At 46.1% G+C, this 16,353-nt stretch carries 18 protein-coding genes and 4 tRNA genes; all 22 read right to left on the bottom strand.

The features are described from left to right. Positions 1-67: 67 nt before the first annotated feature. The 22 genes from nusG to ABD949_RS27155 all read right to left on the bottom strand — a co-directional run bounded on the left by nusG (position 68) and on the right by ABD949_RS27155 (position 16,345). Positions 68-625: a transcription termination/antitermination protein NusG gene (nusG, locus tag ABD949_RS27260; protein WP_345249059.1), complete on the bottom strand. Its 558-nt coding sequence runs from the start codon at positions 623-625 to the stop codon at positions 68-70. A 24-nt stretch (positions 626-649) separates the two neighbouring features. Next, positions 650-841, bottom strand: coding sequence for a preprotein translocase subunit SecE (secE, locus tag ABD949_RS27255; protein ID WP_345249057.1), 192 nt, complete (start codon positions 839-841; stop codon positions 650-652). Between the two features lie 13 nt (positions 842-854). Beyond that, positions 855-928, bottom strand: a tRNA-Trp gene (locus tag ABD949_RS27250). Between the two features lie 132 nt (positions 929-1,060). Continuing rightward, positions 1,061-2,248, bottom strand: coding sequence for an elongation factor Tu (gene tuf, locus ABD949_RS27245; protein WP_345249055.1), 1,188 nt, complete (start codon positions 2,246-2,248; stop codon positions 1,061-1,063). A 128-nt stretch (positions 2,249-2,376) separates the two neighbouring features. Further along, positions 2,377-2,451 (bottom strand) — tRNA-Thr (locus ABD949_RS27240). Positions 2,452-2,565: 114 nt separating this feature from the next. Then, positions 2,566-2,638: transfer RNA gene (locus tag ABD949_RS27235), tRNA-Gly, on the bottom strand. A 72-nt stretch (positions 2,639-2,710) separates the two neighbouring features. Then, a tRNA-Tyr gene (locus ABD949_RS27230) sits at positions 2,711-2,793 on the bottom strand. Between the two features lie 172 nt (positions 2,794-2,965). Beyond that, on the bottom strand, positions 2,966-4,003 hold the full coding sequence (locus tag ABD949_RS27225) for an outer membrane beta-barrel protein (protein WP_345249053.1): 1,038 nt from the start codon (positions 4,001-4,003) through the stop codon (positions 2,966-2,968). A gap of 4 nt (positions 4,004-4,007) precedes the next feature. Further along, positions 4,008-4,847 (bottom strand): hypothetical protein, encoded by an 840-nt coding sequence (locus ABD949_RS27220; RefSeq protein ID WP_345249051.1) that lies wholly within the window; start codon positions 4,845-4,847, stop codon positions 4,008-4,010. Further along, entirely contained in the window at positions 4,825-5,421 is a 597-nt protein-coding gene (locus ABD949_RS27215) for an RNA polymerase sigma factor (RefSeq protein WP_345249049.1), read from the bottom strand. Before ABD949_RS27215 ends, ABD949_RS27220 begins: the two co-directional genes overlap by 23 nt. 427 nt (positions 5,422-5,848) lie before the next feature. Beyond that, a complete protein-coding gene (locus ABD949_RS27210) occupies positions 5,849-6,391 on the bottom strand; it encodes a DUF420 domain-containing protein (protein ID WP_345249047.1) in 543 nt (180 codons plus the stop codon). A 6-nt stretch (positions 6,392-6,397) separates the two neighbouring features. After that, positions 6,398-7,108, bottom strand: a complete 711-nt coding sequence (locus ABD949_RS27205) for an SCO family protein (protein ID WP_345249045.1) — start codon at positions 7,106-7,108, stop codon at positions 6,398-6,400. 2 nt (positions 7,109-7,110) lie between these two features. After that, positions 7,111-7,443, bottom strand: coding sequence for a cytochrome C oxidase subunit IV family protein (locus ABD949_RS27200; protein ID WP_345249043.1), 333 nt, complete (start codon positions 7,441-7,443; stop codon positions 7,111-7,113). A gap of 20 nt (positions 7,444-7,463) precedes the next feature. After that, complete coding sequence (locus tag ABD949_RS27195) at positions 7,464-8,246, bottom strand: cytochrome c oxidase subunit 3 (protein WP_345249041.1); 783 nt, start codon at positions 8,244-8,246, stop codon at positions 7,464-7,466. Between the two features lie 17 nt (positions 8,247-8,263). Next, positions 8,264-8,857: a cytochrome c oxidase subunit 3 gene (locus ABD949_RS27190; RefSeq protein ID WP_345249039.1), complete on the bottom strand. Its 594-nt coding sequence runs from the start codon at positions 8,855-8,857 to the stop codon at positions 8,264-8,266. Between the two features lie 3 nt (positions 8,858-8,860). Continuing rightward, the gene (gene cyoE / locus ABD949_RS27185) at positions 8,861-9,760 is read right to left on the bottom strand and encodes a heme o synthase (protein WP_345249037.1); all 900 of its coding nucleotides are present in this window, start codon (positions 9,758-9,760) and stop codon (positions 8,861-8,863) included. A gap of 2 nt (positions 9,761-9,762) precedes the next feature. Further along, positions 9,763-10,785 (bottom strand): COX15/CtaA family protein, encoded by a 1,023-nt coding sequence (locus ABD949_RS27180; protein ID WP_345249035.1) that lies wholly within the window; start codon positions 10,783-10,785, stop codon positions 9,763-9,765. Continuing rightward, the gene (locus ABD949_RS27175; RefSeq protein ID WP_345249033.1) at positions 10,760-12,643 is read right to left on the bottom strand and encodes a cytochrome c oxidase subunit I; all 1,884 of its coding nucleotides are present in this window, start codon (positions 12,641-12,643) and stop codon (positions 10,760-10,762) included. The genes ABD949_RS27180 and ABD949_RS27175 overlap by 26 nt, the downstream gene beginning before the upstream one ends. Positions 12,644-12,677: 34 nt before the next feature. Continuing rightward, positions 12,678-13,811, bottom strand: coding sequence for a cytochrome c oxidase subunit II (locus ABD949_RS27170; protein ID WP_345249031.1), 1,134 nt, complete (start codon positions 13,809-13,811; stop codon positions 12,678-12,680). 26 nt (positions 13,812-13,837) lie between these two features. Continuing rightward, positions 13,838-15,148, bottom strand: a complete 1,311-nt coding sequence (locus ABD949_RS27165) for a quinol:cytochrome C oxidoreductase (RefSeq protein ID WP_345249029.1) — start codon at positions 15,146-15,148, stop codon at positions 13,838-13,840. Positions 15,149-15,190: 42 nt separating this feature from the next. Next, entirely contained in the window at positions 15,191-15,799 is a 609-nt protein-coding gene (locus ABD949_RS27160; RefSeq protein WP_345249027.1) for a c-type cytochrome, read from the bottom strand. Between the two features lie 12 nt (positions 15,800-15,811). Further along, on the bottom strand, positions 15,812-16,345 hold the full coding sequence (locus tag ABD949_RS27155) for a DUF3341 domain-containing protein (RefSeq protein ID WP_345249025.1): 534 nt from the start codon (positions 16,343-16,345) through the stop codon (positions 15,812-15,814). Between the last annotated feature and the right edge of the window lie 8 nt (positions 16,346-16,353).

The raw sequence follows: 16,353 nt of genomic DNA, 5'->3' as shown, positions 1-16,353 counted from the left end.
CAGTCTAACCAGTCACCGCGTCTTCAATGGGAAGCAAAAACAACAGGACCTCTCAACCAAATGTGCATCAACTCTCTTTTTCTACTTGTGCGTAACTCAGCTCTACCGGTGTATTCCGACCAAATATTTTTACGACGACGTTTAACTTCTTCCGTTCGTCGAACACTTCCTCAACCGTACCGATGAACCCACTGAATGGTCCATCCACTACTTTTACCGACTCACCTTTTATGTAAGACAGCGAGGGAGAAGCCGCTTCCTGCGTTTCTTCGTCTACCTTACCTAAAATCCGGTTAACCTCAGCCTGACGCAGTGGAACCGGAATTTTAGAATTGCCACTGGTGTTACCCAGAAAGCCCAAAACGCCTGGCATGCTGGTAATCAGGTGCAGCGCTTCGCCATTAGACAGATCAGCCGAAACCAGAATGTACCCTGGGAAGAAGGTTTTTTCCCGAACACGCTTCTTACCGTTGCGCATTTCGTACACCTTTTCCGAAGGAATCAACACCTGTGTTATTACTTCGCCTAGGCCCTGTCTCATGATTTCGTTGTCCAGGTAAGATTTGATCTTCTTTTCCTGCCCGGCAACTGCCCGAATCACATACCAGTTTATACCACTGCTCATCGCTACTTGCTAAAACTACCCTTATCAGAAAGACTGATAGAAGGCGTTTAATCCGTTTTCAAATAAGAAATCAATTAACCCGACTAAAAGCGCAAAAATCAGCGACGCTACCAGCACCAGCGTAGAACTGGACTGAAGATCAGTGAATTTAGGCCAAGTCACGTTGTGCTGAACTTCCTCCCAGGAGTGCTTCAGAAACGAGGTTACCTTGTCCATGTGTTAAGGAGATTGGCACGGGTGGAGAGATTCGAACTCCCATCAACGGTTTTGGAGACCGCTATTCTACCCTTGAACTACACCCGTAATTGTTGGTATTCTTAAAACTTTGCAGCCCGTAACTGGTTCGTGAGAGCCGTTCGGGCTGCAAAGATACGAAATATCTAGATAAAACAAATGCATTCCCGTGAAGAAATGCATTTGTTTTCAGCTATTTACTTAGTCGAGAATCTCCGTTACCTGACCGGCACCTACGGTACGGCCACCTTCGCGGATAGCGAAACGAAGACCTTTCTCCATAGCGATTTTGTTAATCAAGGTTACTTCGATGGTGATGTTATCACCAGGCATAACCATCTCAACGTTGGCCGGCAGGGTAATTTCGCCCGTAACGTCCGTGGTACGGAAGTAGAACTGCGGACGATATTTGTTAAAGAACGGCGTGTGACGGCCACCTTCTTCCTTCGACAGTACGTAAACCTCAGCCTTAAATTTGGCGTGCGGAGTCACCGAGCCCGGCTTACAGATTACCATACCACGACGAATATCCGTTTTTTCAATACCGCGGAGTAACAGACCCACGTTGTCACCGGCTTCGCCACGGTCCAGAATCTTCCGGAACATTTCAACACCCGTTACAACTGACTTCAGGTTTTCTGCACCCATACCCAGGATTTCTACTGGATCACCTGAGTTGATAACGCCACGCTCAATACGGCCGGTAGCAACCGTACCACGACCCGTAATTGAGAACACGTCTTCTACCGGCATCAGGAACGGCAGGTCAGTCTGACGGGGAGGCAGCGGAATAAAGCTATCAACAGCATCCATCAGCTCTTCGATAGTTGATACCCACTTAGCATCGCCATTCAGACCACCCAGCGCAGAGCCTTGGATAACCGGAATATTGTCGCCATCGAAATCATAGAAGCTCAACAGTTCGCGGATTTCCATTTCCACCAGTTCCAGCAGCTCCGGATCGTCCACCATGTCAACTTTGTTCATGAAGACTACCAACTGAGGTACACCTACCTGACGAGCCAGCAGGATGTGCTCACGAGTCTGGGGCATCGGACCATCAGTAGCCGCTACTACCAGAATAGCACCGTCCATCTGAGCCGCACCCGTAACCATGTTCTTCACATAGTCAGCGTGACCCGGACAGTCAACGTGTGCATAGTGACGGTTAGCCGTCTGATATTCTACGTGAGAGGTATTGATGGTAATACCACGCTCTTTTTCTTCAGGGGCGTTGTCAATAGAAGAGAAGTCTCTTTTCTCGGCCAGACCCTTTTCGGCCAGCACTTTTGTAATGGCAGCCGTCAACGTCGTTTTACCGTGGTCAACGTGACCGATCGTACCGATGTTTACGTGCGGTTTTGAACGGTCAAAAGTTTCTTTTGCCATGTTTAAAAAACGCTTAAGTGAACTGTTATTGGTTTTTGGATGAATTTGCCTATTATGAAGAAAGTGCCCACAGGGACACTTATCTGTAAAGCCGGGTCACCCTGGACATCCTTATCAGTTTGACGGCTTGGAGCCTTCTATCGGATTTGAACCGACGACCTCTTCCTTACCAAGGAAGTGCTCTACCACTGAGCTAAGAAGGCTTGTTTGTAATGACTAATGAACAATGCAGAATGAATATGATTTTTCATTATTCATTGTACATCATTCATTGCTCCGAGTGAAAACGAATCGAACTACGAGCCGTCACACTCTTGAGCGGGAGACGAGTCTCGAACCCGCGACCTGCAGCTTGGAAGGCTGCCGCTCTACCAACTGAGCTACTCCCGCTTTTAGAGCCAGTAGTTAACAATATCCAGCGAGCAAAAATGCCAACTGAGAACTGCTGACTGCAGACTTTTGTGGGGAGTGGAGGATTCGAACCTCCGAAGGCATACGCCAGCAGATTTACAGTCTGATCCATTTGGCCACTCTGGAAACTCCCCGAAAAATAACCTGTTAAAGAACGCTTTTGGGCTGCTCACCCATTTGGAGTTGCAAAATTACACTGTTTTGACTTCTTGTCAACATCTTGCCGAAATTATTTCCTGACATTTACACAAAAAGCGACCGCTCTCTCCGGAGAAGCGGTCGCTTTTTGTACTATATCTTTCTGTATCAAAGGCCTATCCCAAAGCTGATAGCTCTTACATCCGGACCGAACCCAGGCTTGAACAGGGGATTTAAATCGTACTTCACGAAGAAGTTTGTTTTGGCAATACCAAGATGAGCGATCAAACCATACCGGAAGTTGTTCAGGTGAAAGTTTGAGTGATTACGCTCTCTATTGTTATTAAGCTCCTTTATCTTCGTATAGCTATCGATCCGATAACCTCCGTAAACACCAGCACCCAGATGAAAGAGCTTACGACCGCTGGTGTTGTAGAAGGTGACGCGTGGCACAAATGGGATGTTAATGGTAGCTACCGTCAGCTTGCTTTTCTTCAGGTCGCGGCCGGCATCCAAAAAGGCCACTCCAGTCGGTGTCTTCACGGCAATATTGTCCTGCTCGAACATAAAGTTATTCCAGGAGACTTCCAGCGCATAATATAGTCGGAGCGAGGCTGTTTTGCCTTTAGCAATCGTTGGCATCTGCCCAACCCCCAGGCTAACGTACCGCGAGCCTATTGGCCGTAGTTCATACGTTTCGGAAGAGTATGCTTGACTTGACGTTTTTTGTATTAATCCATTTAACCCGATACCAACTCCTTCTATACTAAGATTCCAGTTATTACGCCGACGGCGCTCCTGGTTCCGGCGGTACTCCCGATCTGAGTCGTCACCTTCCTTATTTTCGTCGTTCTTCTCAACTTTACTTTGCTTGTCGCGGTCCTTTACCGTCACGGTAACTTTGCCGTCTTTTCGGGTCACGACAATTACTGTGTCGCGCAGGTAACGCTGAGTGCTTTTTTCATTAATCACTAAATATTTTTCCCCACTACTGGTGCTGTCCAGCATCAAGCCCATGTCAGAAACGAGTTTGTTAAGGTCGTATTTAGCGAGTTGGCTAATTCCATTTTTGTCGTCGGAATGGATAACCAAACGGGTTTTATTGCCAAACAGAATAACCAGCGAGTCAGCCGGTGTATCGTTAGGCGCTGCGGCTGTCCAGCGGCTCATCAGGAGCATTAATGCAATGGTGAGGATAGATTTCATGGTACTATTTTTCTTCTGCATGTTTCTTAAAAGCATTCGACCGAATGTTCTCGTAGGAATCAGAAATTTTTTCCCGGCCTTCATCTACTGTTTTAGAGGCTTTAGCCAGCAGGTTGCCTGGCTGTACTCCAACTTCCTGCCAATCGATAGGTTCGCCTTCTCTCAGGTTGTTTAGCTGCCGGAGAATACGGCCCATTTTGGTCCGTTTCTTTTTATTGCTCTGCTCAGTACCTTCGCTCTGGTGGTCTCCTTCGTCATAGGCTTTACCTGACATTTCCTGAGGAGGGGCAAGCTGTACAATCAGCGTTTTTTCCTCTGTAGAAAGCACCACAGGCGCTACTGCTTTTTCCTGCACCGGAACGGCCCTAGCCACAACCACAGGTTCTGCTTCTGTACTGTTCGTATTCTTGCCGGCTAACTCCTCTGCTGGTTTGACTGCCTCAGCCGTTGCGCTTGTCAAATCAGCCGATGGCTGAGCCAGACCGCCTGTCTTCTTACCTGCCTTTTTGTCTACAGAAGCAATTACCGGCTCATTTGCCTGCTCCTTTGCAGCCGGATACGCGTTATCGTCCGGCTGCGGTTGTGTTATCTGGGGCTGAACTTTTCCTGCCTGTTTGGCTATGCCTGCCTTCAGCGTTATATCTAGGTTGGTCTGCCAAAGCCACCAACCGGTCAACCCTACCAGAAGCAGGCAGGCTGCGGCTGAAGCATACCACCACATGGCAACGGGGCGTTTTTTATAACCCTGGCGTTCCTGTAGCCTTGCCCAGGCATCGGCACTGGGTTTTAGGGATGCCTGTTTCAGCTGTCGGCCAAACAAATCATCGATGGGATGTTTTTGCATATTGGCTGTTGTTTACACGTACCTGGTCTTCTATTTTCTTTACATTTTGCTGCAGTAACGCTCTTGCCCGGTGTAACTGAGACTTAGATGTACTTTCGGTAATACCCAGCATTTCAGCGATTTCGGCGTGGCTGTATCCTTCGATGGCATACAGGTTAAAAACAGTCCGGTAGCCATCGGGTAGCTGGCTCACCAACCGTAGCAACTCTTCTGCATGTAATGCTTCATCAGCCCATTGGTAGTCGGGCTCTTCGATTGAATCATCTATGGAAACCTCCTGTCGCCAGGCTTTCGTCCGGCGGAGGTACATCAGTGACTCGGTCACCATAATGCGCCGAATCCACCCTTCCAGGCTACCATCTTCCCGAAACTGTTGGATTTTCTCAAATACCCTCATAAAGCCATCGATCATTACCTCCTCTGCATCAGCCCGATTCGCTACGTAGCGGGCACAAACAGCTAGCATCCGGGCAGCGTACTTATCGTACATTACCTTCTGCGCCCGGCTTTCGCCTTGCTGAAGTGCTTTCACTAATTGACTTTCGGTTGTAAAGAATGGTAGAATTCGCATCATGCCTGCGTGCTAATCAACTACAAGATGATAGTTCATGCCTGTAAGGTTGCATCACTCTAAAAAAATTTCAACATCAAAGGTAAAATGAAAGGGGCACTAAGGCCCCTTTATTGTAACGTACTCTAAAACAGACCGTTTAGCTAAGACATAGCTCGCTTAACCCGACTGATAATAGCAAGCCGCTGTTCATGCTCTTTTTTACTGTTCCGATACCACAGATAAGAAATAGCCGCTACCATTAGGTAAGGTACAGCTAACAGGTACAGAATACCTGTATTCAAGTTTGAGGCCACAACGCTACGGCCGTTACTGACCGTACTTTCTACCGAGCCTCGGCACATAGCGCACTGCGCCATCAGTTCCGGCGCGGCAAATATCAGTATAGTAATCACAATAATTAGCTTCCGACCCTTCATACCCAATTCGTTTAATGCATGTAATAAGGCTTAATCATCAGGTAAACAACCACGCCAGTGATGCTCACATAAAGCCAGATAGGATATGCCCATTTGACCACCTGCCGGTGCTGTTGGTGCTGACCTGATAAGGCAAAGTACAATGCCCGCAACACAAACCAAACCACCAATACCGATAAAACAATGTGAGAAATCAGCAGAAAGTAATACACCGGCCGAATCCAGCCTTCTCCACCAAATGCCGTTGACTCATTGGCGAGGTGGTATAAAACATAAGTAATTAGAAAAACCGAGCCCAGGGTAAATGCTGAAAGCATAGCCAGTCGGTGAGCCGATACATTTTTCTGCCGGATGAAATACAAGCCCGCAATTAATAAAATTGCGGTCAAGGAGTTGATGATACCATTTATGTGTGGCAGATAGGTTGTCCAATTCCCTAAATCCACTTTTTGCCGAACCCCTAACAAAACTGCTACTGTAATCGGTATAACAGCAGCCAGGATGTTAATAAGTTGATTTGCCTTTTTTTGTTTATTGATTAAAACCGTTTCCATGGTGGGTTATTGATTACGGTACATATCCAATAAAACGCGGATTTCCAATACCAGGCGGTCTACATCCTCGGGATCTGTGCCATTATAAAACCCTCTGATATAGCCTTCCTTATCTACCAATACCAACTTTTCGCTATGAATAAAAGTTTCATCCGGTTTACCATAACTTACACCATGATCAACAACGGGTAAAAAGTAACCCCGCTGCGCCAATTGGTAAATTTGTGCCTTATCACCGGTTAGAAAATACCACTTGCCAGGAATAGCTTCATACTTTCGGGCATAGGTTTGTAGCTTCTCTGGACTATCATGCTCTGGATCAACGGAAAAAGATAGTAACATCAGATTCGGATCATCCCGAAAGATATCCTGTACCCGGGTGAGTTGAGAGGATAATTTAGGACAAATGGTGCCGCAGCGTGTGAAGAAAAAATCCGCAATGTGAATCTTACCTTTCACAACGGATGCATCAACCTGTTTTCCGGTTTGATCGGTGAGACGGAAGCCAGGTACTGTATGAAAGACCGTATCCATCACTTCTTCTCCTTTTGGATTAACCTGCTTCTGCATGAGCGGTTCGCCCGTAGTCGAATCAATGCGGGGGATATATTTAGGCAGCGTGAAATGATTGCGGCCAAAAAGCTTCAGAAAAATAAACAGTAAAGCCGGGACCAGCAGTACAAGCAGCAGCGTCCCGGCTTTCCAAGATTTAAACATAATTACCTAAGTCCAAATATACTGCCGCCTTCCACGAGCAAGGCTACCAATAGCCAGACAACAAAAATACAAGGCAGCAAAATTGACCAGATCAAACTTTTTACCTCGTGCTTCAGGTGCATGAACTCACCTACGATATAAAATGCCTTCACAATTGTCATTCCGCAGAAAATTGCGATTCGCAATGTATTAGCAGGCATAGTAAAGGCGATGAGGAATTCAAGAGCCGTTATACCAGCTAATATCCAGAAGGTCCGCCAGATAATGGCGGTTTGCGGAGGAGTTACATCCGTTCCGCTATGATTATCAAATTCAGGATTATGATGACCAGCCATAGTAATTTATTCTTTTTAACTTATACCAGATAAAAGAATGTAAAGACGAAAACCCAAACCAGATCGACGAAGTGCCAGTATAAACCTACCTTCTCAACCATCTCGTAATGACCCCGACGATCATAAAGACCCGTAGCGGTACGATAAAAGATCAAGATATTAAGCACTACCCCACTCAATACGTGTGTTCCGTGGAAACCTGTAATAAAGAAGAAGAGGTCCGCAAAGGCGGGAGGTCCATATTGGTTCTCTATCAGATTAGCCCCAAAGATAGTCCGCTGAATCCACTCACCACCCACCAGTTCCCGTATGATTGTCCCCTGGTCTGTTCCATGAATAAAGTGTGACCATTCCCAAGCTTGACTACCTAGAAAAGTAAGCCCTCCCAGGATGGTCCAAAGCATGTATTTTTCTACATCTGCACGGTCCCTGCGGTGACCAGCCTCAACGGCTAATACCATTGTTACGCTACTAAAGATCAGGATGAAGGTCATTAAACCGACAAAGACCAGTGGTAGATCAACTCCATGAAAAAAAGGAACTGAATTATATACCTTCTCAGGAATTGGCCAGTAAAGATTGGAGAACTGAAATACTTCCCCGTGAATGGCAGGATCCCAGGCCGGGTAGCTGAATCGAATTAATCCATACGTAACAAGCAGGGCCGAGAAGGTGAACGTATCTGAGATGAGGAAAAACCACATCATCAGCTTGCCGTAGCTGGCGTTCATCGGCTCAACACCGCCCATCCAGGTCTTTTTGTCGAATGTCGTTGTTGCGTCAGTCGTTGCAGTAGCCGCCATGCGTCAGAGTCTAATTATCAATGAAAATAAACTAAGAAGAAAAACAAATACAACCAGAGAATGTCCAGGAAATGCCAGTAAGTCGAGCAAATTTCAATCTGCTCCAGGCTTTTTGCATGTACCTTCAGCCGAAACGTCGCCCTTAATGCAAACAGCAGAACAAAAAGTCCGGTGATCAGGTGAAAGGCATGCAGGCCCGTAAACACATACATAAAAGAGCCGGCCGGATTTCCTACGAAATATACATCCTGATCAACCAGGTTTTTCCAACCCTCAAATTGCATGACCAGAAAGGCAATTCCGAATGCAAAAGTAACAGATATTGCTATTTTCAGACTGGTAAAGTTATCTTTTTTTGCAGCCAGAAGGGCCCAATGCATGGTAAGGCTACTAATTACTAACACTATGGTACTATAACTGAATACAAGAGGTATATCATATTCCAGCCAGTTGCCTTCTGCACGACGCACCAGATAAGCACTGGTCATGGCCGCAAAAAGCATAAGAATACTAACAATAAACAACCACAAAATAAACTTGCGTGGGTTCATTGAAAGCGTTTCTTCCGGCTCTTCCTGTACCCACTTCACGCTTTCTACGTCTTCTTTCATACGTTATATCTTGTCTAAAACGTAAGCAATTTGAACTATCGGCAGATAAATAAAGGAGCCAAACATTAATCGTAAGGCTGCTTTGTCACTGCCATTTTTTACTAACTGATAGTTAAGATAAAGGAAAACAATACCGCTGATCGTTGCGATCCATGCGGCTACCAGCCCAGTCAGGCCCAACTGGGTGGGTAAAATGCTCAGCGGCAGCAGAACCATTGTGAAAAGCATCACCAGAAGTGCTGTCTCTAGGGATTTTGTATTGTTCAATGGCAACAGGCGAAAGCCCGCCTTCTTGTAGTCTTCATCCAATACCCAGGCAATAGCCCAAAAATGCGGAAACTGCCAGACAAATTGAATAGCAAAGATTATCAGGGCTTCCAAGGTGATAAGGCCACTGGAGGCCACCCAGCCAATCAACGGCGGTAAGCCACCAGGTATGGCCCCTACAAACACAGCAATGGGGCCCACGCGCTTCAGCGGTGTATAGACATAACCGTAGAGGATGTAAGAGAAAAATGAAATAGCGGCCGTAAGCGGATTAAAGTAAACAGTCTGGATGGTCAGTCCAAAGAATAGCAGAGCCGCAATAAAAATCTGAGCATTTTTTTTACTGAGTCGGCCTGATGGTAACGGGCGAGTACCGGTTCTTTTCATGAGCTTATCTAGCTCTACCTCCAGCACCTGGTTCGTTGCGTTAGCCGCCCCTGTGATTAAGAGACCGCTAATGGTAAAAAGCAAAACTTTACCAAAGTCATAAGGTTTCTGAGCCGCCAACAGATACCCTATTGCTCCTGAAAAGCCAACAATTACAGAGAGCCGAAGCTTCAGCAGCTCAACATAAGCCTTTAACTTAGCTCTCCACTCTATCTGCGCTGATTCAACTCGCTCCTCTACCATAATCATACCTAAACCGCTTCTCCAGATTCGATGACTGTATATCTCTTTATGGGAAATACACTTTCTTTATTGAGTAACAAAAGCAACACAAATTGGATTCCCAGTGCGACAATAGCCAGCGTTAAATGGACGGGCTGCAGGAAAGCGGGAATGGCAAAGTAAGCCATGGTAGCTCCTGTAATAATTTCCACCCCCAACAATACAATTACCCAGTTTGCCAGGGTGGTGATTAATCCAGATGCCGGGCCCTGACGTTTAAACCTAATGAGCCAGTAGAGCTGAGCACTAAAAACCAGAATAGAAAATGACCGGTGGATATAAAAGCTTAAGCCCAGGTTTTCTATCCAGAGTCTTCTGGCCAGGTCACCTATTTGTCCGCCGATATGATCAACGGCTTCACGAACCTGGGTTCCCAGCAATACCTGTAGTAAAAGCAGTAGCGTACTGATAATCAACCATCGATTTAAACCTGCTTTGTTCTGTACCTGACCAGTTTCAATATGTACTGCATACGTACGGGCTGTAACATAGAGCAGGATACCTACAATGACTATTGCCAGCAACATATGCAGGGTAATAATCCAGGGAGTTAATACACTGGAGACTACCACAGCACCCAGCCAGCCTTGTACACCGACTAGAAAAAAGGCAAGAAAACTAAAGGCAGTAACCGCAGGATCGAGTTTTCGGTAGCGTAAAGACGCTAAAAAGGTGAGGAAGATAATAAAACCCGTAAAGACACCTAGCAGGCGATTCAGGTACTCCGTCCACGTTTTTACTACATTGAACGAAGTATTGGCATATCCGCGGTGACCGTAAATTTCCTGATAATTAGCAGGTAGTTGGGATATGTCGGTTGGGGGTATCCATTGTCCGAAACACTTCGGCCAGTCCGGACAACCCATTCCGGAGCCGGTGCTCCTGACTATTCCACCCACCAGGATCAGCAGGTAAATAATGATAACAGTCAGAAGCGCCAGTCTCCGAAATAGACGGTCACTGTTATTAATGAGGTTGTTTGAATTGGTCATTGAAGTTTTGAGCCTCAATCTCTTTCTCCAAAGCAATCATATCGTTCTCATGCGGAAGGTTTGATTCAGGAGTTTGAGAATAGGGCACGTTTTGAGGAATAAAATCCTCTTTTGCACCAGGCTTGCTATAATCATATGGCCAGCGGTATACCGCAGGGATTTCGCCTGGCCAGTTACCATGACCCGGATGTATTGGGGTAGTCCACTCCAGCGTATTTGATTTCCACGGGTTCTGAGGAGCACGACGACCTCTGAACATACTGTAGATAAAGTTGAACAGGAACAGGAACTGAGCCGCAAAAGTGATGATAGCGGCAATGGTCACGAAGCTGTTCAAATCACTGAATATATTCTTAGTAAACTCGTAGCTGGTGAATGCATAGTACCGGCGCGGGAAACCAGCGATGCCAATGTAGTGCATAGGGAAGAACACCATGTATATACCAATGAAGGTAAACCAGAAGTGAATATACCCCAGCTTTTCGTTCAGCATTCGTCCAAACATTTTAGGGAACCACTGGTAAACACCTGCTAACAGACCAAACGCAGATGAGGCTCCCATTACCAGGTGGAAGTGAGCTACTACAAAATAGGTATCATGCAGTTGGATGTCCAGCGCGCTGTTACCTAAAATGATACCTGTTACACCCCCAGAGATAAAGAATGACACCAACCCGATTGAAAAGAGCATGGCTGGCGTAAACCGAAGATTACCTCTCCAAAGCGTTGTAATATAATTAAACGCTTTTACCGCTGATGGCACCGCAATAATAAGTGTCAGGAACATAAAGATTGACCCGAGGAATGGGTTCATGCCTGTCACAAACATATGGTGCGCCCATACGATAAAGGCCAGAAACGCGATACCCAGCATGGAGGCAATCATGGCGCGATAGCCGAAGATTGGCTTCCGTGAGTTAACCGCGATAATCTCTGAGGTAATACCCAGTGCCGGCAACATCACAATGTATACTTCCGGGTGACCCAGGAACCAGAAAAGGTGCTGGAACAGAATTGGGCTTCCGCCTACGTTCGGCAGTGCTTCGCCATTAATATAAATCTCAGATAAATAGAAACTGGTACCAAAGCTCCGGTCAAAAATCAGCAGCAATGCAGCAGATAATAGTACCGGAAACGAAATAAGTCCCAATACAGCAGTCAGGAAAAAGGCCCAGATTGTCAGCGGTAATTTGCTGAATGACATACCACGGGTCCTTAAGTTGATCACCGTAGTAATGTAGTTGATACCACCTAACAACTGCGACACAATGAACAAAGCCATACTTACCAGCCAAAGTGTCATACCAGCTTCAGAACCTGGGTGAGCCTGAGGCAATGCACTTAACGGCGGATAAATAACCCATCCCCCTGCGGCAGGCCCCGTCTCCAAAAACATAGAGAAGAACATAATGACACTGGCTATAAAAAAGAACCAGTATGACAGCATATTTAGGAAACCAGATGCCATATCGCGAGCACCCACCTGAAGCGGAATCAGGAAGTTACTGAAGGTTCCGCTCAAACCGGCTGTAAGTACGAAGAATACCATAATGGTACCATGCATCGTAACCAAAGCCAGATAAAAATCAGGGTCTAGATTACCAGTTTCGTTAATCCAGTTACCCAGAATTGGCCGTAAAAACTCCAGCTTAATTCCTGGGAAGCCAAGTTGAAGCCGGAAAATTACGGAGAAGCTAATACCGATTACTGCCCAGAAAATACCCGTGATGAGGTATTGCTTAGCGATTGTCTTATGGTCTTCCGAGAAGATATACTTTCTCCAGAAACTATCCGGCTCATGATGCTCATGCTCTTCAACATGCACCGAGCCCGTTAAATTAGTCTCTACAGTTGCCATATAGTGTGTCTGTTTATCCGTTCGTTCAGGTTAATTAGCGTAAAGAGGCACTTGCGGCAGCCCCACCACCTTCTTCCGTTGTAGCAGCTGTTGTATTTTCAGTTGGAGCCGCTCCCTGCAAATACTTCGCTGCTTTAGCTTTCAAGTTGTCCGGAATACGGGAAGCATACTCCGGAAACGTACTTAACAAAGGCTTCTGCTCAGATACCCATTTGTTGTATGACTCCTCATCTTCAACGATCAGGCGAATGCGCATAGAGAAGTGACCACGACCACAAACCTCCGTACAGGCAATTTCGTACGTAAAATCCTGGTTATTGAGCAGGTTCTTCATTTCGTCCGTTGTCTTATCAGCAACGAACCAGAAACGGGTCGGCATACCCGGAACAGCATCCATTTTTACCCGCAAATGCGGAATGAATACACTGTGTAGTACATCACGCGCCCGGATCTTCAGCAAGACCGGCTTATTCACCGGAATGTGTAATTCCGTAGTTGACGTAAAATCATCAAACGCGGCCTCGTCTGAGAAATCGAGTCCTAATTCGTTGTTATTGTCGATGAGTTTGTAATTAAACGCACCCAACTTATTGTCATCAGCGCCTGGGTAGCGAACAATCCAGTTGAACTGCTTTCCAACAATTTCATACACCATTGAATCTGCAGGAGCTTCTGACATAATATCACGCCAGGCTCTCCAGCCAGTAAATACCAGCAGGGCCATAACAACTGCCGGAACTACCGTCCAGATCAACTCTAGTTTGTGATTCTCCGGATAGTAGGTAGCTCTTTTACCTTCTTTGTACTGATATTTCCACGCAAAGTAGAATAACAGTGTATTAGTGATAAAAAACGCGGCTGTCACAATAGCCATTGAAAGCCAGAACAAACCATCCAGGCGTCGACCATGAGGAGAAGATGCTTCTGGCAGAAAGTCTCCTTGAGCAACTAGATAGGACCAAACCATGGCGATTGTTCCTCCTACCAGGAAGACTAAAAACATGGCACCATTGATGCGGTTACTAAAAATATCGATACGGCCACCCCCATCTTCTTCTAACGGACGGGAAGTTCCATTTACTCCCCTTAGTACTTTCGAGAGCCTCGCTATGACAAGGATGGTCAGCACCAGAAAAACGAGTGATAATAAACCAACAATATAAACCATAATGCTATTTGATTAACAACCGGGAATTAGATATCGTGGTGTACAGTTTCCTCCAGCATGGGATGATTTCTCGGCACCAGATTCGCTTTCGTTAACTGATTAGCTACAGACCAGATAAAAAGGCAGGCGAAGATAAGGATCGTGCCAAACTCTATAAGGCCAAAACCACCGTGCTCCCCTACAGTACCTGGCATGATGTTGGTGTAGAAGTCGAAATAGTGACCAACAATTACTCCCCAGCAGGCTATCTTCAGGAAGATATGCGTGCGCTTAGCGTCCCTTGTCATTAGAACAAGGAATGGAAAAACAAAGTTTAAGAACAGGTTAACAAAAAACGGAGTTTTGTAGATACCCCCAAATCCGCTGAAACGCTCTTCATAATAAATAGTTTCCTCTGGTAAATTGGCGTAGTAAATCAGCATAAACTGAGCAAACCATACATATGTCCAGAAGATACTAAAGGCAAAGATAAACTTGCCAAGATCGTGCAGGTGACTGGCATTAACAGCTTTGAGATAGCCCTGCTCTTTTAGGGTTACAACGCTTAATGTAATCACAGCCAGACCCGCTACATGCCAGCTTGCCAATGTGTACCAGCCAAACATGGTACTGAACCAGTGTGTGTCAATTGACATCACAAAATCCCAGGCTGATGTTGACGACGTTACAGCAAAAACAACCAGAAAGATAGTGCCGTAACGAATGCTTTTGTTATAAGGCTCCAGCCCCCCCAGTTCATCTTCCAGCAGCGACTGTTTACGAAGCATCATCCACAGACCGTACCAAAGACCGAAGTACAGAACCATCCTGATCAGGAAGAACGGTGTATTCAAATATCCCTTCTTACCCGATATAATCGGGTCAAACTGTTCATTACCAACTTCATATAATTCGCTGTGGGTCCAGTGAAATAAATCATGTCCGGCAATAAAGAAGGTAATCAGCATAATTATAGCTGTAAACGGAAGAAAAGCGGGCATTGCTTCCGGAATCCGTTTGAAGGCTACATGCCAGCCAGCTTGAGCGAGATACGTATAGGAAAGAAAAAACATTCCTACAACGGCTATACCTGTGAAATAAACGCTGTTTACCCAAATATTTGCCCAAAGCCGTGTAGTCCAGTGGAACTCATGTCCACCGCCATGACCCGCGCCCTCCATGGTAGCACCCTGGGCTACCTCATGCGTCTCGTGGCTTCCGAAGCCAGAGGCCAGCAAAAACGCGCCTATACCTACCAGAACTAAACCCCCTATTGCTCCATAGAGCAACCGATTTTTAGTTCCCGACGTAAACTCGTATTGTTCCTCTACGGATGGTGCTGCGTGAACCGATGCCATTAGTTAAGTTAATCAGTTATCTCTAATTCTTTGAACGGGAGTTTATTCTCCCTGCTGAAGCTTATGAACGTAATGAACGATCTTCCAGCGTTCTTCCGGCGTCATTTGCGAGCCATGCGGCCACATACGGCCTTTCCCATGAGTAATCACATGGTAAATATGACCATCGTTCATCGTTGCGTAATCACCGACCGAATAATTGGGTACACCTTTGTAAACCTGCCCGACCAGACCATCGCCCTTACCACCTTCACCGTGGCAATGCGTGCAATACCGGCCATACAGAATTTTACCCTCCTCCAGCGTCTTATCATTCAGCGGAATAGGATTCTGCAAAACCCGCTCGGCAATCGCAATGCTATCTTTCGGAATATTGTAAATCATAAGGTCTCTGACCGCGCTATCACCGGTACCGAAAGTGGTATGATAATTAGGACGCGCTACCGTTCCACGAGCCGGTAACCGCATATTTAGACCATTAGGATTAATTTTGTTGGGCTCCAGTTGCTTATACGGCTCATACCCAACGGGGTCATACATATTCGGTGCATATTCCATACCGGTATCATCGTGGTCACCTGAACAGGAAACTCCTATTACGGAAACCAGCGCCAAGACCAGGGCAGGAATTGTATGTTTTATGCGAATCATTTTAAACCTGTTTTAAAACTGCTTAACGTTTACTTCCGCTGCCCCTGACTGGCGCAGGATATTTTCGATATCACCTTCGGCAAGTTTGTTTTTACTTAAGTCTATTGCCATAGCAAACTTGTTATCCGTTGTCCGGAGATCAAACATCAGAGGTTTAACGGTGGGCCCCAGACCATTTGAAATGATAAAGGTACCTACCATCCCCAAGGCACAGAGCAGAACCGTTAACTCAAATATGATCGGAATATAAACTGGAAAAGAGTAAGGGTCTTTACCACCTACAATCATAGGCCAGTCAAACCGTTCCATATAAGCAGTCAGCAGCAGGGCGCACAGAGTACCTGTCAGACCGAAGAGGAACGCAGCGATCCCTAATCGGGTGCGCGGGTGGCCCAGCACCACATCCAGGCCGTGGATCGGAAAAGGTGTATACACCTCATGAATCCGAACCCCTGATTCCTTTACTTTCACTACTGCTTTGAGCACTACGTCGTCGTCATCAAAGATGCCAACCAGAAATTTACCGTTACCGTTTGCGTGAGCCATAACGACTT

This window comes from Nibrella saemangeumensis (assembly GCF_039541915.1).
GTDB lineage: Bacteria > Bacteroidota > Bacteroidia > Cytophagales > Spirosomataceae > Nibrella > Nibrella saemangeumensis.
The sequence above is the reverse complement of the archived record's forward strand: the minus strand, read 5'-3'. Positions and strand labels throughout refer to the sequence as shown.

Coding starts and splice junctions, on each gene's coding strand:
- nusG (WP_345249059.1), bottom strand. CDS start 625: ATGAGCAGTGGTATAAACTGGTATGTGATTCGGGCAGTTGCCGGGCAG.
- secE (WP_345249057.1), bottom strand. CDS start 841: ATGGACAAGGTAACCTCGTTTCTGAAGCACTCCTGGGAGGAAGTTCAG.
- tuf (WP_345249055.1), bottom strand. CDS start 2,248: ATGGCAAAAGAAACTTTTGACCGTTCAAAACCGCACGTAAACATCGGT.
- ABD949_RS27225 (WP_345249053.1), bottom strand. CDS start 4,003: ATGAAATCTATCCTCACCATTGCATTAATGCTCCTGATGAGCCGCTGG.
- ABD949_RS27220 (WP_345249051.1), bottom strand. CDS start 4,847: ATGCAAAAACATCCCATCGATGATTTGTTTGGCCGACAGCTGAAACAG.
- ABD949_RS27215 (WP_345249049.1), bottom strand. CDS start 5,421: ATGATGCGAATTCTACCATTCTTTACAACCGAAAGTCAATTAGTGAAA.
- ABD949_RS27210 (WP_345249047.1), bottom strand. CDS start 6,391: ATGGAAACGGTTTTAATCAATAAACAAAAAAAGGCAAATCAACTTATT.
- ABD949_RS27205 (WP_345249045.1), bottom strand. CDS start 7,108: ATGTTTAAATCTTGGAAAGCCGGGACGCTGCTGCTTGTACTGCTGGTC.
- ABD949_RS27200 (WP_345249043.1), bottom strand. CDS start 7,443: ATGGCTGGTCATCATAATCCTGAATTTGATAATCATAGCGGAACGGAT.
- ABD949_RS27195 (WP_345249041.1), bottom strand. CDS start 8,246: ATGGCGGCTACTGCAACGACTGACGCAACAACGACATTCGACAAAAAG.
- ABD949_RS27190 (WP_345249039.1), bottom strand. CDS start 8,857: ATGAAAGAAGACGTAGAAAGCGTGAAGTGGGTACAGGAAGAGCCGGAA.
- cyoE (WP_345249037.1), bottom strand. CDS start 9,760: ATGATTATGGTAGAGGAGCGAGTTGAATCAGCGCAGATAGAGTGGAGA.
- ABD949_RS27180 (WP_345249035.1), bottom strand. CDS start 10,785: ATGACCAATTCAAACAACCTCATTAATAACAGTGACCGTCTATTTCGG.
- ABD949_RS27175 (WP_345249033.1), bottom strand. CDS start 12,643: ATGGCAACTGTAGAGACTAATTTAACGGGCTCGGTGCATGTTGAAGAG.
- ABD949_RS27170 (WP_345249031.1), bottom strand. CDS start 13,811: ATGGTTTATATTGTTGGTTTATTATCACTCGTTTTTCTGGTGCTGACC.
- ABD949_RS27165 (WP_345249029.1), bottom strand. CDS start 15,148: ATGGCATCGGTTCACGCAGCACCATCCGTAGAGGAACAATACGAGTTT.
- ABD949_RS27160 (WP_345249027.1), bottom strand. CDS start 15,799: ATGATTCGCATAAAACATACAATTCCTGCCCTGGTCTTGGCGCTGGTT.
- ABD949_RS27155 (WP_345249025.1), bottom strand. CDS start 16,345: ATGGCTCACGCAAACGGTAACGGTAAATTTCTGGTTGGCATCTTTGAT.